Here is a 21,505-nt window from a genome sequence, read left to right as displayed (position 1 = left end):
ATGGCTGAGTTTCTGACAACACCTTTGGGGATCGGCGTCCTCATCCTTGCGCAGTGCCTTGCGGTGCTGGGTTTTGTGATGGTTTCGCTGCTTTTCCTCGTCTATGGCGACCGCAAGATCTGGGCGGCTGTTCAGATGCGCCGGGGGCCCAATGTGGTTGGCGCCTTCGGGCTGCTGCAAACAGTGGCCGATGCGCTCAAATACGTCGTCAAAGAGGTCGTGGTGCCTGCGGGGGCCGACAAGACCGTTTTCATGATGGCGCCGATGGCGTCCTTTGTGCTGGCGGTTCTTGCCTGGGCGGTGATCCCGTTCAATGAAGGCTGGGTCCTGTCGGACATCAATGTGGCCATTCTCTTTGTCTTCGCCATTTCCTCGCTTGAGGTATATGGCGTGATCATGGGGGGCTGGGCCTCCAACTCGAAATACCCTTTCCTCGGCTCCTTGCGCTCCGCGGCGCAGATGATCTCCTATGAAGTGTCGATCGGCTTGATCATCATCGGCGTGATCATCTCCACGGGTTCGATGAACTTCGGCTCTATCGTGAATGCGCAAAGCGGGATGGGCATCCTGTCGTGGTACTGGCTGCCGCATTTCCCGATGGTTTTCCTGTTCTTCATCAGCTGTCTGGCTGAGACGAACCGCCCGCCGTTCGATTTGCCCGAAGCGGAATCCGAGCTCGTGGCAGGGTATCAGGTCGAGTATTCCTCGACGCCGTTCCTGCTCTTCATGGCCGGGGAATACATCGCAATCTTCCTGATGTGTGCCTTGACGACGCTGCTCTTCTTTGGAGGTTGGCTCTCGCCCTTCCCAGGGCTGGCGGACTGGCCGCTTCTGGGTGATGGCGTGCACTGGATGATCATCAAGATGGCGTTCTTCTTCTTCATCTTCGCGATGGTGAAGGCAATCACGCCGCGTTACCGCTACGACCAGCTGATGCGGCTGGGGTGGAAAGTCTTCCTGCCCTTCAGCCTCGTCTGGGTCGTCTTTGTGGCCTTTGCGGCCAAATTCGAATGGTTCTGGGGCGCATTCGCGCGCTGGGTCTGAGGAGAAACACATGACGCAGATCGACTACGGACGGGCCGCCAAGTATTTCCTCCTGCAGGATTTCTGGGTCGGCATGAAGCTGGGGCTGAAATATTTCTTCGCGCCCAAGGCGACGATCAACTACCCCCATGAAAAGGGCCCGCTCTCCCCGCGCTTTCGCGGTGAGCATGCGTTGCGCCGTTATCCCAACGGGGAAGAACGCTGCATCGCGTGCAAACTCTGCGAGGCGATTTGCCCGGCGCAGGCGATTACCATTGATGCTGAGCCGCGCGATGACGGATCGCGCCGGACCACGCGCTATGACATCGACATGACCAAATGCATCTACTGCGGCTTCTGTCAGGAGGCCTGCCCGGTGGATGCGATTGTCGAGGGACCAAACTTCGAGTTCGCCACGGAGACGCGCGAAGAACTGTTTTACAACAAGGACAAGCTCCTTGAGAACGGCGAACGCTGGGAAGCGGAAATCGCGCGCAACCTTGAGCTGGATGCGCCCTACCGATGAGCGAGAAAACCCCCTTTGAGTTGATGATGGAACAGGCGCAGGAGATGGCGAAGGCCTTCAATCCGCAACTGACCTCGTTCTCGCCCAAAGGGTTTGAACAGATGTGGCCCACCATGCCCAAAGACATGATGGAAATGATGTTCGGCAAAGGTCTGTCCAAGGATGGGTTGGATGCCAAGACGCGGCTTTTGCTGACGCTTGCAGGCTTGACCATGCAGGGCGCGCAGGCTGAGGCGCAGGTTCGCATGACCGTACGCCATGCGCAGGAGGCGGGTGCCACGGAAGACGAGATTGCCGAGACCATTGCCATGATGTCCATGTTTGCAGGTCTTCCGGCCATGACACGCGCGATGGAGATGGCGCGAGACGTGATGAATTCAGAAAAGGACGGGGACTGATGTTTGCCTTTGCCTTCTACCTCTTTGCCATATCCTGCGTGACGGGTGGGCTCTTTACGGTGATCAGCCGAAACCCTGTGCATTCGGTGCTCTGGCTCATCCTGAGCTTCCTGTCTGCGGCGGGTCTGTTCGTGCTGATGGGGGCAGAGTTCCTCGCGATGCTGCTCATCATTGTCTACGTCGGCGCCGTGGCCGTGCTGTTCCTGTTCGTCGTGATGATGCTGGATGTAGATTTTGCCGAGCTGAAAGCGGAAATGGCAAAATACATGCCGCTCGCCCTTTTGATCGCGGTGATACTGCTGATGCAGTTTGCCCTGGCCTATGGCGCTTGGGACAGCAATGCCGCTGCGGAAGGGCTGCGCGCGCAGCCAGTGCCGGTTGATCGGCACAATACCGAAGCCTTGGGTCTCATTCTTTACGACGAATACTTCCTGCTCTTCCAATTGTCTGGCCTGATCCTTCTGGTGGCCATGATCGGCGCGATTGTCTTGACGCTGCGCCATCGCTCCGACGTCAAACGTCAGGACGTTCTGGCGCAGATGTACCGCGATCCGGCCAAGGCCATGGAACTCAAGGACGTCAAACCAGGGCAGGGTCTCTGATCGTGATCACGCGGCTTACATATCCCCTTGCTCTGCTCGGTGCGGCGAGTGCGGCTCAAGCGATTGCTGTGCCTGAATGCACGCGCGTGACGCACATCTCGCACGCGGGCGAGGAGGATCATGTGGATCTTGGCGAGGGCCGTGTGATGTGGACGCGGTGGTGGTCTCAGGAAGGGTCCGCCAGCGATATCTTTGTGGTCGATTGCGCTGATGGCGCAGGGCTGCGGTTTCGGGTGGCGGAAGCCAACATGTCGGCGCGATTGCCTTTCGATCGCCGCACCGCAGCGATGCACATCGTAGACATTGTGCACAGCGGTGATCGTGTGTTTGCCACGATGGATCGGCTCGCGCGCGACGTGTCTGAGGTGGCCAAGGATGTGACGCATTTGCGCATGGATCATGAACCCTGCGCCTGTGCGGCCCATTATCCGGACCTGCGCGGCGACAAGACCGGATTTGAATTTGAGCGTTTGCCCGAAGGGTTTGCGCGGAACTAAAACGACACCCGTGTCTCGCGCGGGTCAAAAGACGAAAAAGCCGGGCTGCATGGCCCTAGAGGGACGACATGATCGGACTTGAACATTATCTGACAGTGGCCGCTGCGCTGTTTGTCATTGGCATCTTTGGGCTCTTTCTGAACCGGAAGAATGTCATCATCCTGCTGATGTCCATCGAGCTTATGTTGCTCGCGGTGAATATCAATCTTGTGGCCTTCTCCTGGTACCACGGTGATTTGGTAGGCCAGGTCTTCACGCTCTTTGTCCTGACTGTGGCGGCAGCGGAGGCGGCCATTGGTCTGGCCATCCTCGTGTGTTTCTTCCGCAACCGCGGCACCATTGCCGTGGAAGACATCAACGTGATGAAGGGGTAGGGCCATGGAAACGATCATCCTCTTCAGCCCGCTTCTGGGCGCATTGATCGCCGGGTTCGGCTGGCGCTTCATCACGATCAAAGGCGCGCAGATCGTTGCGACGGGCTTTCTGTTTCTGGCTTGCCTGCTGTCCTGGGTCGTGTTTTTCACGCACAGTTCAGAGACTGAGACGATCAACATCCTGCGCTGGATCGAAAGCGGGACGCTGAGCACGGAATGGGCCATTCGCCTCGATCGCTTGACCTCGATCATGCTCATCGTTGTCACGACCGTTTCCGCGCTCGTGCATCTCTATTCCTTCGGCTACATGGCCCATGACGAGCACTTCCGTGAGGGGGAGGAGAGCTACAAGGCGCGCTTCTTCGCGTATCTCTCCTTCTTCACCTTTGCGATGCTGATGCTCGTGACGTCGGACAATCTGGTGCAGATGTTCTTCGGCTGGGAAGGCGTGGGGGTCGCGTCCTATCTGCTCATCGGGTTTTACTACCGCAAACCATCGGCTGGTGCCGCGGCGATCAAGGCCTTCGTGGTCAATCGGGTGGGCGATTTCGGCTTCGCGCTGGGGATTTTCGCGATTTACTTCCTGACCGATTCCGTGCGCTTCGATGATGTCTTTGCATCCGCTGCACAGCTGGCCGACACGCAGATCACCTTCCTGTGGACCTCCTGGAATGCTGCAGAACTGATTGCCTTCCTGCTCTTCGTGGGCGCCATGGGCAAATCTGCGCAGCTCATCTTGCACACCTGGTTGCCCGACGCGATGGAGGGCCCGACGCCTGTTTCCGCGCTTATTCACGCAGCGACCATGGTGACGGCAGGTGTCTTCCTTGTGTGCCGCATGTCGCCCATCATGGAATTCGCGCCCAATGCCATGGCCTTCGTGACCTTCCTCGGCGCGACCACGGCCTTCTTCGCGGCAACCGTGGGCCTTGTTCAAAACGACATCAAACGCGTGATCGCCTATTCGACCTGTTCGCAGCTGGGCTATATGTTCGTGGCCGCAGGCGTAGGCGTCTACTCGGTCGCCATGTTCCACCTCTTCACGCACGCGTTCTTCAAGGCGATGCTGTTCCTCGGCGCGGGCTCCGTCATCCACGGGATGCACCATGAGCAGGATATGCGGAACTATGGCGGTCTGCGCAAAAAGATGCCGCTGACCTTCTGGGCCATGATGATCGGCACGCTGGCCATTACCGGGGTGGGCATTCCACTCACTGGCTGGATCGGTTTTGCGGGATTTGCTTCCAAGGATGCCGTGATTGAGAGTGCCTTTGCTGCCACGGCAGGGGGCTATGCTTTCTGGATGCTCGTAATTGCGGCACTCTTTACGAGCTTTTATTCTTGGCGGCTTATGTTCCTGACGTTCTATGGCAAGCCTCGCGGGGACAAGCATACCCATGAACATGCCCATGAGAGCCCCAAGGTCATGTTGATCCCGCTGGGCGTTCTCGCCCTCGGCGCGATTTTTGCGGGTGCGATCTGGTACTCGAGCTTCTTCGGCAAGACCAATGAAGTCGTGAAATTCTTCGGCGGCAAGTATGGCGAGCCGACCGAGGCACTGATCGAAGACGTTGCCGAGCGCAGCCCGAAAGCCTCCAAACTGCACTATGTGATGGAGAGCGCGCCAGGCGAGGCTGCGATCTATATCGCTCCTGAGAACACGATCCTGCACGAGGCGCATTACGTGCCCACATGGGTCAAACTCTCGCCTTTCATCGCAATGCTGATCGGGCTGGGCATGTCTTACTGGTTCTATATCGTGAACCCGTCGCTGCCCAAGCGCTTGGCCGAGAACCAGCGTCCTCTGTATCTCTTCTTGCTCAACAAGTGGTATTTCGACGAGATCTACGACTTCATCTTCGTGCGCCCCGCCGTATTCCTTGGACGGTTCCTTTGGAAAAACGGCGATGGCGCGGTGATTGACGGCTCAATCAATGGCGTGTCCATGGGGATCATTCCCTTCTTCACGCGCCTCGCGGGCCGTATGCAATCTGGCTACATCTTCACATATGCGTTCGGCATGGTTATCGGGATCGCTGTTTTGATCACGTGGATGACGATGTCCGGAGGGGCGAACTAATGGACAATCTTCTCTCCATCACCACCTTCGTGCCCGCCCTCGCGGCTCTTATCCTCGCGGTTTTTCTGCGCGGGGAAGATGAGGCGGCGCAGCGCAATGCCAAGTGGCTGGCGCTTGCCGCAACTGTGGCGACGTTCCTGATCTCGCTCTTCATCTACTTCCAGTTTGACCCCAACAACACCGGGTTCCAGATGGTCGAAGAGAGTGAGTGGCTGCTCGGTCTGCAATACAAGATGGGCGTTGACGGGATCTCCGTCCTCTTTGTCATGCTCACAACGTTCATGATGCCGCTGGTCATTGCCGCGTCCTGGGATGTGAAAACCCGGGTCAAGGAATACATGATCGCGTTCCTGCTTCTGGAAACGCTCATGCTCGGCGTCTTCATGGCGCTGGATCTGGTCCTGTTCTACCTCTTCTTTGAAGCAGGCCTGATCCCGATGTTCCTGATCATTGGCATCTGGGGCGGAGCGAACCGTATCTATGCGAGCTTCAAGTTCTTCCTCTACACCTTCCTGGGCTCGGTCCTCATGCTGGTGGCCATGGTTGCGATGTTTGCCGACAGCGGCACGACCGATATCGCGCAACTGATGAACCATCAATTTGGCACGGAAGCCTTCTCGATCCTCGGCATTCAGATCGTGGGCGGGATGCAGACGCTCCTGTTCCTCGCTTTCTTTGCGAGCTTCGCCGTAAAGATGCCGATGTGGCCGGTGCACACGTGGCTGCCCGATGCACACGTGCAGGCGCCGACGGCGGGCTCTGTTGTTCTGGCGGCAATCCTGCTGAAGATGGGGGGCTACGGCTTCCTGCGCTTCTCGCTGCCGATGTTCCCCGTGGGCTCCGAGGTCCTGGGGCCGCTGGTTCTCTGGATGTCCGCCATTGCCATCGTCTACACCTCGCTGGTGGCGCTGGTGCAGGAAGACATGAAGAAGCTCATTGCCTATTCGTCCGTGGCCCATATGGGCTACGTGACCATGGGGATCTTTGCGGCGAACCAGCAAGGCATCGATGGCGCGATCTTCCAGATGCTGAGCCACGGGTTCATCTCAGCCGCGCTCTTCCTCTGCGTGGGGGTCATCTATGACCGGATGCATACGCGCGAGATTGACGCCTATGGCGGGCTCGTGAACCGCATGCCGGCCTACGCGCTGATCTTCATGCTCTTCACCATGGCCAATGTCGGCTTGCCGGGGACGTCAGGCTTCATCGGTGAATTCCTGACGCTCATGGGCGTGTTCCAGGTCAACACCTGGGTCGCGGCGGTGGCCACGACGGGCGTGATCTTGTCGGCAGCCTATGCACTCTGGCTTTATCGTCGGGTTGTCTTTGGCGATCTGATCAAGGAAAGCCTGAAAACGATCACCGATATGACGATGCGCGAGCGCGCGATTTTCGCACCGCTGGTGTTCTTCACGATCCTTCTGGGTGTCTACCCGGCCCCCATTCTCGACGCTATCGGCCCTTCAGTGGCTGCACTCGTTGACCAATATGACACAGCCGTCGCGACCTTTGAGGCCGCCAGCCAAGTTGCTTCGAACTAAGGAGAGAGCGTATGATCTGGGCTGATCTCACGATTATCTTGCCGGAAATCGTCCTGTCGCTCTTCGCGATGGCGGCACTTCTGGGTGTTGTCTACACCGTGAAAGACGCGGCGGCGGGCCTTTTGACATGGGTCACGGCTGCGTTCTTTGTCGTGCTTGCGGCATGGATCGCGACGCGGGGCGGGGGCACCAACGTCGCCTTCAACGGCATGTTCATCGATGACGGGTTCTCGCGCTTTGCGAAAGTCGTGATCTTGCTCTCTGCGGCAGCCGTTTTGGCGATGAGCCAAGGGTATATGGCCAAGCGCGGATTTCTGAAGTTTGAATATCCCGTGCTCATCGCCCTGTCTGCCGTGGGCATGATGATGATGGTCTCTGCCGGTGATCTGATTGCGCTTTACATGGGGCTCGAGCTGCAATCGCTGGCCCTATACGTCGTGGCCTCGATCCGGCGCGACTCTGTCCGTTCAACTGAAGCCGGTTTGAAGTACTTCGTGCTGGGCGCGCTCTCCTCGGGCCTGTTGCTCTATGGCGCGTCGCTCATCTACGGCTATGCGGGGACGACTTTGTTCTCGGGCATCATTCAGACCGCGTCTGAAGGTTCGCTCTCGCTTGGTCTGCTGTTTGGCCTTGTCTTCATGATCGCGGGACTTGCGTTCAAGGTCTCCGCCGTGCCGTTTCACATGTGGACACCAGATGTGTACGAAGGCTCGCCCACACCAGTCACCGCATTCTTCGCGACAGCCCCCAAAGTTGCGGCCATGGGCCTCTTTGCGCGCGTGATGCATGATGCCTTTGGCAGTGCGGTTGCGGATTGGCAGCAGATCATCGCGCTGCTTTCTGTCCTGTCGATGTTTCTTGGTGCGGTCGCGGCGATCGGTCAGCGGGATATCAAGCGGTTGATGGCCTTCTCCTCCATCGCGCATATGGGATATGCGCTGATGGGTTTGGCGGCCGGCACGGCTTTTGGCGTGCAGGCGATGCTGATTTACATGGCCATTTACGTGACGATGAATATCGGCACCTTCGCCTTCATTCTCTCGATGGAGCGGGATGGCCAACCGGTGAGTGATATCGCATCGCTCAACATGTTCTCCAAACGCGAGCCAGGCAAGGCTCTGGCAATGCTCGTGCTGCTCTTCTCTCTGGCAGGTGTGCCGCCAATGGTGGGCTTTTTCGGGAAGCTCTATGTGCTGCGCGCAGCCTATGAGGGCGGGCTGGCCTGGCTCGCCATCGCCGGGGTCATCGCCTCTGTTATCGGCGCGTTTTACTACCTGCGGATCGTCTTCTTCATGTATTTCGGGGAAGAGACCAGCGAGGGGTTGGAGACGTCCAAATCTTCGGTTCTCTCAGGGTTCCTGATGGCCTCTGCGATCATCATGGTGGTCGGGATCATCAACCTCTTTGGTATCGAAACAGCAGCCCAAGCTGCAGCGGCGGCGTTGGTCAACTAGATCCGGGCCTTGGCACGTTCGGCAAGCGACGGACGCTCCGCGGGGAGTTTATCTGGCAAGATGAAGACGGACTGGCCCCAAGGTTATGGACGGCGCGTTTTGGCCCGTGTGGACAGCACGATGCTTGAAGCGGCGCGTGTGGCGCCGGAAATCAGTGGGGCCGAGTGGATATTGGCGCTCGACCAAACCGCCTCCCGCGGTCGGCGCGGCAGGGTCTGGGCGTTTCCGCAGGGCAACTTCGCCGCGACATTGGTTCTGCGTCTCGAGGGCGGGCCCGGTCAGGCCGCATTGCGCTCCTTTGTCATGTCATTGGCGCTCTTCGATGCCTTTGTAGAGACCACGGGGCGGGCTGACCTGTTCGGCTTGAAATGGCCCAATGACGTTTTGCTGAATGGCGGCAAGGTGGCTGGTATTCTGCTTGAAAGCCACATGCTGTCTGGTGGGGGGCATTTGGCGATTGGTGTCGGGATCAATCTTGTCGAAGCGCCGGCCGCGTCAGATGTTGAACCGGGGGCCGTGAGACCTGTTTCACTGCTCTCCGAGGCTGGGGTCCGGGTTACTCCGGAAGATTTTCTGGGGCATCTGGCGCAGGCGTTTGATCATCATGAGCGAACGTTTGAGACCTATGGGTTCGCGCCGATCCGGACCGCCTGGCTGGCACGCGCTACGCGGCTTGGAGAGGTCATCACAGCTCGCACGACGACTTCGGAGACCATCGGGACATTTAGCGACGTCGACATGGAGGGTCAGCTTGTGTTGGACACGGCCAAGGGCCGCGTGTCGATCCCCGCGGCCGATGTCTATTTCTGAAAGGGTGCGCCATGCTGTTGTGTATTGATTGCGGCAACACGAATACGGTCTTCTCGATCTGGGACGGGGAAAGCTGGCTGTGCACCTTGCGCACGTCGACCCATCATGCGCGGACGGCGGACGCCTATTTTACGTGGTTTTCCACATTGATCGCGCATTATGACATCAAGCTCGAGATCGAGGATGTTGTCATTGCATCGACGGTGCCGCGCGTTGTCTGGAACCTGCGCGTTTTTGCGGATCGTTTCTTTGGCGTGCGGCCGCTGGTCGTCGGCAAGCCGGAGTGCCTGTTGCCGCATGCGCCAAGGGTCGATGCAGGCACGGCGGTGGGCCCTGATCGGCTGGCCAATGCCGCCGCGGCTTATGACAGGCATGGCGGCAATTCTGTTGTTGTCGACTTTGGCACGGCCACCAACTTTGATGTTGTCGCTGAGGATGGCGCTTATGTGGGCGGTGTGATTGCGCCAGGGGTCAATCTTTCGCTTGAGGCGCTCGGGAAAGGGGCGGCAGCATTGCCCCATGTGGATATAACCCAGCCGGAGCGCGTGATCGGCACCAATACCGTTGCCTGTATCCAATCCGGTGTTTTTTGGGGCTATGTCGGCCTGATCCATGGTATCACCGAGAAAATCAAAGCCGAATATGGCCGCCCGATGAAGGTCATCGGCACAGGCGGTCTTGCCCCCTTGTTCGCACAGGGGGAACTGCTATTTGACACGATCGAAGATGATCTGACGATGCATGGGCTCACAGTGATCCATGCGTATAACAAGAAGAACGGATAACAGATGAGCACACGCCCTCGCGTGATTTACCTGCCGCTGGGTGGGGCCGGTGAAATCGGCATGAACGCTTATGTCTATGGCTATGGGCCAGAGGACAAGGAGCGGTTGATCCTTGTCGATCTCGGCGTGACCTTTCCAGATATGGACGGCACGCCGGGTGTTGATCTGATCTTGCCGGACATGACCTGGCTGATGGAGCGGCGCGACAGGCTGGAGGCGATTTTCATCACCCATGCCCATGAGGATCACGTCGGCGCTGTTGGCCATCTGTGGGAGAAGCTTGGCGCGCCGATCTATGCGCGTGCCTTCACCGCCAATATCGCCAAGCGCAAGATGGAAGATGCAGGCCAGCCTGAAGGCGCGGTCAAGGTTGTCAGCGCATGGCCACAGCAGGTTGATGCGGGGCCGTTCAAGGTGGGTTTCCTGCCGATCTCGCATTCGATCCCGGAGAGCTCTGCGCTTGTGATCGACAGCCCCGATGGCCGGATGATCCACACGGGCGATTTCAAACTCGACAAGACGCCCATCGTTGGGGAGGCCTTTGATCCCGATCTCTGGGCCGAGGTTGCCAAGTCGGGCGTCAAGGCGCTGATCTGCGATTCGACGAATGTCTTCTCGCGCCATGCGGGCCGTTCAGAGGTGAGCGTTGGCCCGGAGATCGAAGAACTGGTGGCAGGCGCCAAAGGTATGGTCGTGGCCACGACCTTTGCCTCCAACGTCGCGCGTGTGAAAACGCTGGCCGAAGCCGGGCACCGGGCCGGTCGGTCGATCTGCCTGCTGGGCCGCGCCATGCGGCGGATGATCGAGGCGGCGATCGAGACAGGTGTTTTGACCGGGTTTCCCAAGGTCATCGGGCCGGAAGACGCAGCCCATATTCCGCGCGACCATGTCATGTTGCTGGTCACGGGCTCGCAGGGCGAACGCCGCGCGGCCTCGGCGCAGCTCGCGCGTGGCAAGTACAACGGCATCGAGTTGAAAGAGGGGGATACCTTCCTGTTCTCCTCCAAGACCATTCCCGGGAATGAGAAGGGTGTGATCCGGATCGTCAACCAATTCTCCGAGAAGGGCGTGGATGTCATCGATGAGAGTTCGGGCGGGCATTACCATGTCTCGGGCCATGCCAATCGCCCCGATCTGGAAGCAATGCATGATCTGGTGCAGCCTCAAATGGTGATCCCGATGCACGGCGAACATCGACACTTGCGTGAACATGTGAAGCTCGCGAATGCCAAGGGGCGCGCCGGGGTGATCGCGGTCAATGGGATGATGATTGATCTGTCCGGCAATGCGCCCACGGTGGCGGGCTATGTTGAGACGGGGCGGACCTATCTCGACGGGTCTGTCCAGGTCGGCGCGCTGGATGGCGTTATCCGTGACAGGATTCGCATGGCGCTCAATGGTCATGTGACTGTGACGGTTTTGCTGGACGAGGATGACGAGCCGCTGGGCACGCCGTGGTGTGATCTGATGGGCTTGCCTGAGATGGGGCGGTCGCATGCGCCGCTGGTCGATGTTCTGGAGGAAGACCTCAGCCAATTCCTCGGGCGCGCGGGCGAAAAGACGCTGTCGGATGACGGGCAACTCGAGGAAGGCCTGCGCCGGATTGTTCGCAATTCTGCCATGGGCGAGATCGGGAAAAAGCCGGAAGTCACGATCGTGGTCAGCCGTCTGCAGTAGAATTGTTGGCCAGCAAGGCGAGGAGGCTATGGCGCGTTGACCTCGAAGTTGTGCGCTTTTAGTCTTCTGTCATTAATTCCGAAGATTAAGGGGGTGCAGAATGGCACTTATGAAATCGGTCGCGGCGAGCGCTGCTCTGTTGGCATTGGCGTCTGCGGCGCAGGCCGCGAGCTTTTCGTTCACAGGCACATTCGCCAAAGACAATGACGTTCAATTGTTTGACTTCACAGTGGGCGCGGAATCCGACGTTGTCTTGAAGACATATTCCTACGGTGGGGGCGTCATGGCTGATGGCACTGTCATCGACGCGGGGGGATTCGATCCGATTCTGGCGCTGTTTGATGCAAATGGTCTCTTCATTGACAGCAATGATGACGGTTCTGCCCCGGATGTGAATGCCGATCCTGTTACGGGAAGTGAGTTCGATACCTTCCTCGAAGCGACTTTGGCTGCAGGAAATTATACCGTGGCCGTCATGCAGTATGACAATTTTGCACTAGGCGATCTGAGCGACGGGTTCACCTATGATGGACCGGGCAACGAAACCTTCACGGATACCTTTGGTTGCGGCAATGGCATCTTTTGTGACGTCGGTGGCTTTGACCGTACGAACGCCTGGGCCTTTGATATCCTGAATGTTGACGAGGTTGTCGTGACGGCTCCGGTTCCGTTGCCTGCCGGGCTGCCGCTGCTTCTTGCAGGATTGGGCGGGCTGGCGATGCTGCGTCGCCGGTCCTGATCTTCTCAGGGCAGAGACCAGACATGAAAACGCCGGGCGCATGACCCGGCGTTTTTTTTGTCTTTCGCTGCCGATCAGCTTGTCCGGCGCTCGTCAAAGCTCAGCGCGATAAAGCTGGGCAGGTGATCGCCCATGCCTACGACGGGCGGGCCATTGTCCCGGTTGCCACCACGACCCCCGCGGTTGCGACCACCACGGGTGCGGCGCTCCTTGTTCGGCGCATCGTCGCGTGGGTCTGTCTCGGGCGTGGCCGGGGCTTCGTTTGCAACCTCGGCGCTGTCGACCTTGGGTTCATCCTTGGGCGCGTCGGATTTGCGAGAGCGCGAGCGGGTGCGTTTGGGTTTATCCTGCTTGTCCTGCTTGTCCTGCTTGGCTGCGTCTGGCGAGGTCTCTGTCTTGGCCTCTTCCGCGTCCACGGTTTTCTTGCCGGGGACGGGGACGCGGGTGATCTCGCGCTGGATCAGCTTTTCAACAGCGTCAAAATTCTTTTCGTCACGGGGAACGCAGATCGTGAAGGCTTTGCCTTCACGTCCGGCGCGGCCCGTGCGGCCAATGCGGTGAACATAGTCTTCGGCATGGCCGGGCACGTCAAAGTTGAACACATGGCTCACGGAGGGCACATCGAGACCCCGCGCGGCGACATCGGAGGCCACGAGGATACGCAAACCGCCTTCGCGGAAATTATCCAGCGTCTTGGTGCGTTGGGATTGGTCGAGATCACCGTGGATTGGGGCCGCGTCGTAGCCGTATTTCTTGAGCGATTTCGCGGTGATATCCACATCTGTCTTGCGGTTGCAGAAGATGATCGCGTTGGTCAGCGCCTTTCCCTCGCCATCGAGCAGACCGCGCAGAACCCGGCGCTTTTCGGAGCCTTCCCGGTCCTTGCGGGACGCCTTGAACATGACAACGCCCTGCTCAATCGTCTCCGATGCAGTTGCCTGCCGCGCGACCTCAATGCGCGCGGGGTTGGACAGGAACGTATTGGTGATGCGCTCAATCTCTGATGCCATCGTGGCCGAGAAGAAGAGCGTTTGGCGCGTGAAAGGTGTGAGGCCGAAGATGCGTTCGATATCGGGAATGAAGCCCATATCCAGCATCCGGTCCGCTTCATCCACCACCATGACCTTCACGTCCGACAGGATCAGCTTGCCGCGCTCGAAGTGATCGAGCAAACGGCCGGGCGTGCAGATCAGCACGTCCACGCCTTTGTCGATCAGCGTGTCTTGCTCCTTGAAGCTCACACCGCCAATCAGCAATGCTTTCGACAGCTTGACGTATTTCGCATAGGTGTCGAAGTTTTCGGCGACCTGCGCGGCGAGCTCTCGCGTCGGACACAGCACGAGGCTGCGCGGCATACGTGCTCTTGCGCGGCCTCGGGCCAGCATTGAAATCATCGGCAACGTGAAAGAGGCGGTTTTGCCTGTCCCGGTTTGGGCGATGCCCAGAACGTCGCGGCCTTCCATGGCGGGCGGAATGGCGCCGGCCTGAATAGGAGTAGGGGTCTCGTAGCCTGCTTCAACAACAGCCTTGAGGACTTTCGGATTGAGATCCAGATCAGAAAACTTGGTCATATGTGTCCGTTATTTGCGGACAACAATTCGGCCCGCGCGTCTGACAGAATGCGGCCCCTATGGCCCGTGGTTTTCCACATAAAAAGCATTCTTGAGGGGTCTTTTAGCGGGTGCAGCATGGCAGAGTCAAACTCTGGACAGTTCAAAGGGTTAAGCTGCAGGGAAGTGTCGCATGCGTGCCGCGCGCAAGCGCAGGTCGCGGCGGCGCAGGAGGCCTTCGCGCTCCAGCCCGGCAACATGTGAGGGCGTTGCGGCGCAGACTTCGTCGAAAAACGCCCGCAGACCAGCCTCACCATCGCTTTGCAAAATACCGGCAAAGAGCTCATGTGGTGTCAGCGTTCCGCGTCCTTTCAATTCTGCCCGGTAGGAGCCTTTGTCATGCCGGTATGTGAAATGCGCGCGCCAGGCCTCCCAGGAACGTGCATGCACGTGGCACAGATCGAGATCGTCCAGTTGCACCTGACCGGGGTTGTCTGCTTCGCCCTGCCGGACGTTGTGGATTTTGAGCTGCAAGCCCGGATGATTTGTCCGCACGAAGAGTTTGCCCGCTATGTGGGAGACAAATCCGCCGCGCAGGTAATGGCCAAAAACCGGATACAATCGGCGCGCAGCCTGAGAGCGCGCGGCGTGGTCACGGTGGAACGCTTTGAACAGCTCTGGTGCCCCGGCCAGACCTTCTATGGGGCGGACGCGTACGCAGAGGCATTCCTGTGGTAAGTCTTTCAAAACGTGCGAAATGACCCGTTCGGACCAGAGAAACTCATCCACATCGATATGCGCGAGCCAGTCTATGTCCTGTGCATGATCCAGGGCGTATTGCGCATTGCGCACTTGGCGGACCTGATGCTTGGCCGGGCGCCCGCCGCGTGCGCGCCACCAATCTGCATCACATTGCACGACGTCCACCAACGGGTGCGCGGTCAACACTTCCGCCAAGTCGTCATCTGGCGCGTCCAGAAAAAGGGACAGGCGATGCGCGCCCCGCTCGATGTGATACGCCGCGAAATCCAGGACCTCGTCGCGGGGTGCCTTGATCGTGCTCACAATGCCCCAGCGCGTCATGTAGCTGTCCGCATTGGCGGGGCGCGATCTCCGAAGACCCTGACAACCTTTGCGGCCAGCTCCAGATCATGCGTCATCAACATACCGCGCTCATCCAGGGCCTGGAGCAGCTCGGGCCGTGCGGTGCAGACCTCGTCATAAAAGCTGCGCAATCCCTCTTCGCCTTCCTCCTTGATGAGAAAGGTCAGAACATCCTGCAACGCCATCGTCTCCTTTTCCGGCGCTTTGCGATAAGAGCCGCGTTCAAGGCGAAAGGCGATGCGGTCACGGAAATGGGCAAAGCCTGACGTGTGGCAGTGGGCCAAGGCCATGCGCGGCAGCTCGGTCATATTGGTGATGTTGGCGCCGTTGCTTTTGAGCATGTGCACGCCCAGACGGGTCTCCGGGATGCCAGTGCGCGCGAAAACCTTGCCCGTGGTGTGCGAGATGAAACCGCCCGCGAGATAGGGGCCAAAGTTGGGAAAGATGGCTTCCAACACCTGTTTGCGGTGCCCGGCGCGCTTGTGCGAGCGTTTGAAATGCCGGGGCGGGCCGCTCAGTGGCGCGAGCAATTCCACCGGCCGCACTCGTGCATGGGCCATATCGGGCGGAACGAAATCGAGCGCGCGGGCCACGGGCACGGGCGAGATCAGAAACTCGTCGACATCCATGTGACCCAGAAAGTGCAGATCTGTAGTGCGCAGTGTCTCGGTTGCGTTGAAGGATTGGCGCAATTGATGGGCGGCGGGGCGTTTCTTGTTCACCCGCTCCCAATAGCGCGCGTCGCAGGATGTCACATGAACATGTGGCAGAGGCGCGAGCAGGGCTTCGGTCTCAGCGTCTGGCGCATCGAGAAAAACGTGAAGCGCATGTGCGCCAAGTTCGGTGTAATGCGCGACCCAGGCTGCGACGTCGGAAATTGGCGCGTTGGTTGTACAGACTACGCCCCAGCGCAACTGCCCCGAACGCCGCTCCGGAACAACTCCGGGCGGAACTGCGACGATGTTTTCGGGCGGCTCTTCGGGCTCACTTGGCCCGGTGTCCCGCACATCCATCGCGCGTTTGCGGTTCAACCGCGTGCGCATGATACGAAAGCGGCGAAAAACAGTGTGAGGATCATGGATGAGCTGATCGATCAGGTGATGGGCGAGGGGACGGATCACGTCGTCTCCTTGCGCATCCTGCCACAGCCGCCCCAGCATATTAACGTCCAAACCCCCGCTCGCGATGGAGAAGGGGTCCATTTCCAAAGGCAGGGTTGAATGCCGCCTGCGATCAAGCGGGAAGGGTTTGTCCGACGTTGTTCCTGAAAAGCGCCGCTCGCTTTCGTAGAGTTTCATCGTGTTGAAGAGAACGGATAGAGCGGCGCCCACTTGCCTTTGTGTGGGTGTCAGGCCGTGATCGCCGAAGGTCGTGATGGCGGAGACTTGCCAGCGCGGGTTGAGCTCCTGCAGCAAGTGATCCGCATGTTCCGCCCAAAGCCTGTGGAACAGCGCGGCGGTATGCGGCGGCTGGCTGCGCTTGCGGAGATGGGCAACAAGCAGCCCGTGCAGGACGGCAAGCTCCGAGTGTCCGGCAAGCTCGGCGCGCAGATCGAGAAGCTTACGATGGTTGCTGGATTTTGGGCGGTCGCTCCGCCGCGGGTCCTGTTCGGCTGGGGGAACAATGGCGTGTGCCAGCGCCTCGAGATCGCTGTCCAGCTCCGGCAGCGCCTCGCCCTTGGCAAAACCAAATGGCTCCAGTCGCCCTTCCATCTGGGTCAAAAGTCCTGTGATCCCGCCGGGGTAGGTCGGGGTCTTGCCGCTGGAATTGCTCATGGCTCCACCATGCTCAGCGCGCGGCGGAAGCGCAACGACAGGCACACGGGGCAGGGGCTGTTTTTCCCGCACGCGTTGCGCAAAAAACGCGAGGCACGTGGCATGAAAAAACGGCCGTCCCAGGGAACGGCCGTTTCGTGTGGGAACCTTGAGGACCCGGTTAGCTCTTGCGGTTGCGACGCATGGCGGCCAGGCCACCGATGCCAGCAATCATCAACCAGCCCGCCGCAGGCAGCGGAACAGGAGCGACAATCGCTTCGAAGGAGCCGAACACAGTCGCGTTGTTGAAGACAAGTGTTCCGGCGTCGGTTTCAACCGGCGAATTGGTCCATTGGAGGTATTCCAGATCGCCTGTGACAGGGCCGATGCTTGTGGTCATGTCCCAGCTCGAAAAGATCGAGTCTTCAGGCCCGTTCAGCAGATCGTTACCGTTTGCTCCCTCACGGCTGAATCCCACCACCTCGTTGGCGTTGTTCACGAAGGTCCGCGTCGGCGACAGAAAGTCGAACGTGCCGACGCCAAGGATTTCGATGGATGCGGAGGCGTGATTGATGAAGAACCCGCTGCCAAAGCTTTGGATGTTATTGGTGTCACCCGTTGCCGTGATCGTGACGTCAGACGTCCCGAAGACTTCGCCATTGATGGTGCCGGAGGCATCCAGCGTGGTGTGGATGAAGGTGATCTGGGCCGCTTGTGCGCCAACGGCGGTCACAAAGGTGAGCGCCAGTGCCGCAAGTATTCGAATAATGGACATAATTTGCCCCTCCTGAAGTTTAAAAATAGGAATGCGCCCCGCAAAAGTTGTGCGAAGCTACCGGATCATACCATAAAAGTGTGTCTTTGCCAAAGTCAGGACATCCTGACCCGCCGGGTCAGGTCATCATTTCCTTGGTCGCGCTGAGCGTAACGTCAGGGTAATCGCGGATCGCGCGGTCAATGTCCCATTGCAGGCGGGTCAGGTAGACCATGTCACCGTCGTTGTCGGTGGCCATATGCTGCTTGTTGGCGTTGGAGAATTTATCGAGCGCGAGCTTGTCGCCTGTGGCCCAACGCGCAGAGGTGAACTGGCTTTGTTCAAAGCGCACGGGAAGCCCGTATTCCATCTCGATCCGGCTGGCCAGAACCTCGAATTGCAGCGCGCCCACGACACCGACGATGAAGCCAGAGCCGATCATGGGCTTGAAGACCTTGGCGGCTCCTTCCTCGGCAAATTGCATCAGTGCTTTCTCAAGATGTTTGGCCTTGAGAGGATCGCCCGCGCGCACGCCCTGCAATAGCTCCGGCGCGAAGGAGGGGATGCCTGCAGCGCGCAGCATCTCGCCCTCGGTCAGTGTATCGCCGATGCGCAGCTGGCCGTGGTTGGGGATACCAATAATGTCTCCGGCCCAGGCTTCTTCGGCGAGCTCACGGTCGGAGGCGAGAAAGAGCACAGGGTTCGAGATCGCCATGGGCTTTTTCGTGCGCACATGGGTCAGCTTCATACCCCGCTTGAAATGGCCCGAGGCCATACGGACAAAGGCCACGCGGTCGCGGTGCTTGGGGTCCATATTGGCCTGCACCTTGAAGACAAAACCTGCGACCTTCTTCTCCTCCGGCGCAATCGCGCGCGGCGTGGCTTTTTGCGGCTGCGGCTCGGGGCCGTATCGCCCGATGCCCGCCATAAGCTCCTGTACGCCAAAGGAATTGATCGCGGAGCCAAACCAGATCGGCGTCATGTGTCCTTCCAGCACGGCTTGCGGATCCAGCGCGGGCAGGAGTTCCTTGGCCATCTCGATTTCTTCGAGGAACGGCTCCAGCAGGGAGGCAGGCACATGTTCGGCCAATTGCGGATCATCCAACCCGGAAATCTCGATGCTCTCGGCAATCTTGTTGCGATCCGCCCGGTCCATGATCTCAAGCCGGTCGCGCAGAATGTCATAGCAGCCAATGAAATCCCGGCCGACGCCGATGGGCCAGGAGGCAGGCGTCACGTCAATGGCGAGGTTCTCCTGAATTTCATCGATGATCTCGAACGTGTCGCGGCTTTCGCGGTCCATCTTGTTACAGAAGGTCAGGATCGGCAGATCGCGCAGGCGGCAGACCTCAAAGAGCTTTTGGGTCTGGCTCTCCACGCCTTTGGCGCCATCAATCACCATGACAGCGGCATCGACGGCGGTCAGCGTGCGGTAGGTGTCTTCCGAGAAATCGGAGTGGCCGGGGGTGTCCACAAGGTTGAAGCGGAAGTTTTGCCCGCCGGAGGCAAAGTCAAAGGACATGGCGGAGGCGGACACCGAGATGCCGCGATCCTGCTCCATCTTCATGAAATCCGAGCGCGTGCGCCGCGCCTCGCCCTTGGCGCGGACCTGCCCGGCCATCTGGATCGCGCCTCCGTAGAGCAGGAATTTTTCGGTCAGCGTTGTCTTGCCCGCATCGGGATGCGAGATGATCGCGAAGGTGCGGCGGCGCGCAATCTCGGGGGGCAATTCGGGGCGATTTGTGGCGTTGTCCAGCATGCGCCCGCGTATATGGGCGCGCGGGGAGACGCGCAAGTTTTCTCGCGGAGGCGCGGTTGGCTTTGGTGCAGATGTCGCTTTCTCCCCTCAATCGCCGCAATTCTTCAGTGGTGGTGGCCTCTGGCGGGCTATGACCGATGCCAAGCCGGGGGCGGTCCCCGCGAAGATGAGGGTGTGATCATGGCAGAAGCAGCACGGCGGCGTGGACGCGGAGGCGGCGGGGCCGCCCGGCGCGCGGAACGCAGCTCGATTTCCTTTGAAACGGCCAAATACATCGAACGCAATATCCCGCTCTTTGATGTGCTGACCGAAGAGGCCCTCGAGATCATCGAGCACAATGCCGAAGGGGTTTTGGAGGAGATTGGCGTAAACTTCGTCAACAACCCCGCCGCGCTGGAGCGATGGAAAGAGGCTGGGGCAGATGTGACGGGCGAGCGGGTCCGCATCCCGCGAGGTCTGGCACGCAAGCTTTGCGCGACGGCGCCGTCCAGCTTCATCCAGCACGCCCGTAACCCCGAACGCAATGTCGAGATTGGCGGCAAGACATTGGTCTGCGCGCCTGTATACGGCCCGCCGTTCGTGCGCGACGTCTCCGGTGGGCGGCGTTACGCGACGATGGAGGATTTCCGTAAATTCGTGAAGCTGGGGTATATGTCGAAGTGGCTGCATCACTCCGGCGGCACGGTCTGCGAGCCGACGGATGTGCCCGTGAACAAGCGGCATCTCGATATGCTGCACGCCCATATGACCCTGTCGGACAAGCCTTTCATGGGGTCTGTGACGGAGCCATCCCGCGCCGCTGATTCTGTCGAGATGTGCGAGATCCTCTTTGGAAAGGAGTTCGTTGCGCAAAACGCAGTCATGACGTCGCTGATCAACATCAACTCGCCATTGACCTTCGATGACGTGATGATGGGCGCACTCGAGGTTTATGCCAAGGCGGGTCAGGCCTGTATCGTGTCGCCCTTCATCGTTGGCGGCGCCATGGCGCCAGTTTCCGTCGCAGGAACATTGACACAGGTTCTGGCCGAGGTTTTGGCGGGCATTGCCTATTCGCAGATCATCCGCCCCGGCGCGCCCGTGATCATGGGCGCTTTCGTCACGTCGATTGACATGAACTCTGGTGCACCGACTTTTGGGACGCCTGAAGCGAGCCACATCCTGTACGGGGCGGGCCAATTGGCCCGTAGATTGGGGCTGCCGTTCCGGTCGGGAGGCGGGCTCTGCGGCTCCAAATTGCCTGATGCACAAGCCGCCTATGAGACAGCCCATACCCATAACGCGGCTCTGCTCGGCGGCGTGAACTTCATGCTCCACTCCTGCGGGTGGCTTGAAGGTGGGTTGGTCTCGTCTTTCGAGAAATTCGTCATGGATGCGGATCAACTGGGTGTTTTGCATCGCCTGGCGCGGGGCGTTGATCACGATGTGCAGGCCCAGGCGATGGATGCCATTCGGGAAGTGGGGCCGGGCGGGCACTATCTGGGCTGTGCCCATACCCAGGAAAACTTCAAAACGGCGTTCTGGAAGACCGATCTGCTGGACTACAAGCCCTTTGAAACCTGGGCCGAAGAGGGCGGACGCGATACACAGGCGCTTGCTTCAGAGCGGGTGGCGCACATGCTTGCGACGTATCAGCAACCCGCTCTCGATCCTGCCGTGTCAGAGGCGTTGGATGCCTATGTGGCGCAGAAGAAGGCCTCCATGCCGGACGCCTTCATCTGATCAGACAAGCTGCAATTTGGCGGTGCGCGCCGCACGCAACAGGCGCGCTTCGCCCATCATGGCGCTCAGAACATCGACATGCTGGGCAATATTGTAGCCCGCGTCGTCGCAACGGCGTTTTTCATCCAGATCGCGTTCGCGTTCGATCAGTTTGATGATCGCCTGTGTGCCCGAGACGGCGTTGCCGTATCCGAGGATGCGCGCGAGGTGTAAGTCACGCTGATAATTCTGTGCGCCAATACGAGCCGCCTGGATCAAAAGCCGGGGGCGGCGCAGGTCTTGAAGCATTGTCATAATGTCTTTCATCGTCGTCTCCATGGTGTAAGGCGGGCTGACCGCGCGGTTCGCCGTATGGC

Annotated in this window: 20 protein-coding genes; 14 read left to right on the top strand and 6 right to left on the bottom strand. The window is 59.4% G+C overall.

Annotated elements, in window-relative coordinates:
• From nuoH to ACP15S_RS10600, 13 genes are all read left to right on the top strand, one after another.
• The gene (nuoH, locus tag ACP15S_RS10660) at positions 1 to 1,044 is read left to right on the top strand and encodes an NADH-quinone oxidoreductase subunit NuoH (protein WP_425039554.1); all 1,044 of its coding nucleotides are present in this window, start codon (positions 1 to 3) and stop codon (positions 1,042 to 1,044) included.
• Between the two features lie 10 nt (positions 1,045 to 1,054).
• Positions 1,055 to 1,549 carry an NADH-quinone oxidoreductase subunit NuoI gene (gene nuoI, locus ACP15S_RS10655; RefSeq protein ID WP_425039553.1) on the top strand — a complete coding sequence of 165 codons (495 nt, stop codon included), beginning with the start codon at positions 1,055 to 1,057 and terminating at the stop codon, positions 1,547 to 1,549.
• A complete protein-coding gene (locus ACP15S_RS10650) occupies positions 1,546 to 1,947 on the top strand; it encodes a carboxymuconolactone decarboxylase family protein (RefSeq protein ID WP_425039552.1) in 402 nt (133 codons plus the stop codon). The genes nuoI and ACP15S_RS10650 overlap by 4 nt, the downstream gene beginning before the upstream one ends.
• Complete coding sequence (locus ACP15S_RS10645; protein WP_425039551.1) at positions 1,947 to 2,549, top strand: NADH-quinone oxidoreductase subunit J; 603 nt, start codon at positions 1,947 to 1,949, stop codon at positions 2,547 to 2,549. The genes ACP15S_RS10650 and ACP15S_RS10645 overlap by 1 nt, the downstream gene beginning before the upstream one ends.
• A gap of 2 nt (positions 2,550 to 2,551) precedes the next feature.
• Positions 2,552 to 3,046 (top strand): hypothetical protein, encoded by a 495-nt coding sequence (locus ACP15S_RS10640; RefSeq protein ID WP_425039550.1) that lies wholly within the window; start codon positions 2,552 to 2,554, stop codon positions 3,044 to 3,046.
• Between the two features lie 68 nt (positions 3,047 to 3,114).
• Positions 3,115 to 3,420, top strand: coding sequence for an NADH-quinone oxidoreductase subunit NuoK (gene nuoK / locus ACP15S_RS10635; RefSeq protein WP_425039549.1), 306 nt, complete (start codon positions 3,115 to 3,117; stop codon positions 3,418 to 3,420).
• Positions 3,421 to 3,424: 4 nt separating this feature from the next.
• The gene (gene nuoL, locus ACP15S_RS10630; protein WP_425039548.1) at positions 3,425 to 5,500 is read left to right on the top strand and encodes an NADH-quinone oxidoreductase subunit L; all 2,076 of its coding nucleotides are present in this window, start codon (positions 3,425 to 3,427) and stop codon (positions 5,498 to 5,500) included.
• Positions 5,500 to 7,041, top strand: a complete 1,542-nt coding sequence (locus ACP15S_RS10625) for an NADH-quinone oxidoreductase subunit M (protein WP_425039547.1) — start codon at positions 5,500 to 5,502, stop codon at positions 7,039 to 7,041. The genes nuoL and ACP15S_RS10625 overlap by 1 nt, the downstream gene beginning before the upstream one ends.
• 11 nt (positions 7,042 to 7,052) lie before the next feature.
• Positions 7,053 to 8,495, top strand: coding sequence for an NADH-quinone oxidoreductase subunit NuoN (gene nuoN / locus ACP15S_RS10620; RefSeq protein ID WP_425039546.1), 1,443 nt, complete (start codon positions 7,053 to 7,055; stop codon positions 8,493 to 8,495).
• Positions 8,496 to 8,555: 60 nt separating this feature from the next.
• Positions 8,556 to 9,305, top strand: coding sequence for a biotin--[acetyl-CoA-carboxylase] ligase (locus tag ACP15S_RS10615; protein WP_425039545.1), 750 nt, complete (start codon positions 8,556 to 8,558; stop codon positions 9,303 to 9,305).
• Positions 9,306 to 9,316: 11 nt separating this feature from the next.
• A complete protein-coding gene (locus tag ACP15S_RS10610) occupies positions 9,317 to 10,090 on the top strand; it encodes a type III pantothenate kinase (protein ID WP_425039544.1) in 774 nt (257 codons plus the stop codon).
• Between the two features lie 3 nt (positions 10,091 to 10,093).
• Entirely contained in the window at positions 10,094 to 11,767 is a 1,674-nt protein-coding gene (locus ACP15S_RS10605; RefSeq protein WP_425039543.1) for a ribonuclease J, read from the top strand.
• Positions 11,768 to 11,867: 100 nt separating this feature from the next.
• Positions 11,868 to 12,506, top strand: a complete 639-nt coding sequence (locus tag ACP15S_RS10600; protein ID WP_425039542.1) for a DVUA0089 family protein — start codon at positions 11,868 to 11,870, stop codon at positions 12,504 to 12,506.
• Positions 12,507 to 12,580: 74 nt separating this feature from the next.
• Here ACP15S_RS10600 and ACP15S_RS10595 read toward each other — a convergent pair whose 3' ends face one another.
• From ACP15S_RS10595 to ACP15S_RS10575, 5 genes are all read right to left on the bottom strand, one after another.
• Positions 12,581 to 14,077, bottom strand: coding sequence for a DEAD/DEAH box helicase (locus tag ACP15S_RS10595; protein WP_425039541.1), 1,497 nt, complete (start codon positions 14,075 to 14,077; stop codon positions 12,581 to 12,583).
• A gap of 150 nt (positions 14,078 to 14,227) precedes the next feature.
• The gene (locus ACP15S_RS10590) at positions 14,228 to 15,139 is read right to left on the bottom strand and encodes a glycosyltransferase family 2 protein (protein ID WP_425039540.1); all 912 of its coding nucleotides are present in this window, start codon (positions 15,137 to 15,139) and stop codon (positions 14,228 to 14,230) included.
• Positions 15,136 to 16,935, bottom strand: coding sequence for a glycosyltransferase family 2 protein (locus ACP15S_RS10585; RefSeq protein ID WP_425039539.1), 1,800 nt, complete (start codon positions 16,933 to 16,935; stop codon positions 15,136 to 15,138). Before ACP15S_RS10585 ends, ACP15S_RS10590 begins: the two co-directional genes overlap by 4 nt.
• Before the next feature lie 160 nt (positions 16,936 to 17,095).
• Positions 17,096 to 17,689 (bottom strand): VPLPA-CTERM sorting domain-containing protein, encoded by a 594-nt coding sequence (locus tag ACP15S_RS10580; protein WP_425039538.1) that lies wholly within the window; start codon positions 17,687 to 17,689, stop codon positions 17,096 to 17,098.
• 118 nt (positions 17,690 to 17,807) lie between these two features.
• A complete protein-coding gene (locus ACP15S_RS10575) occupies positions 17,808 to 19,427 on the bottom strand; it encodes a peptide chain release factor 3 (RefSeq protein ID WP_425039537.1) in 1,620 nt (539 codons plus the stop codon).
• A gap of 180 nt (positions 19,428 to 19,607) precedes the next feature.
• Between ACP15S_RS10575 and ACP15S_RS10570 the strand changes: the two genes are divergently transcribed.
• Positions 19,608 to 21,149, top strand: a complete 1,542-nt coding sequence (locus ACP15S_RS10570) for a trimethylamine methyltransferase family protein (protein ID WP_425039536.1) — start codon at positions 19,608 to 19,610, stop codon at positions 21,147 to 21,149.
• Here the strand turns inward: ACP15S_RS10570 and ACP15S_RS10565 are convergent, their stop codons facing one another.
• Positions 21,150 to 21,455, bottom strand: coding sequence for a DUF6477 family protein (locus ACP15S_RS10565; protein WP_425039535.1), 306 nt, complete (start codon positions 21,453 to 21,455; stop codon positions 21,150 to 21,152).
• Positions 21,456 to 21,505 lie beyond the last annotated feature (50 nt).

The organism is Primorskyibacter sp. S187A (assembly GCF_049800955.1).
Taxonomy (GTDB): Bacteria; Pseudomonadota; Alphaproteobacteria; order Rhodobacterales; family Rhodobacteraceae; genus JAKVBH01.
This window is presented reverse-complemented; position numbering and strand designations above follow the sequence as displayed.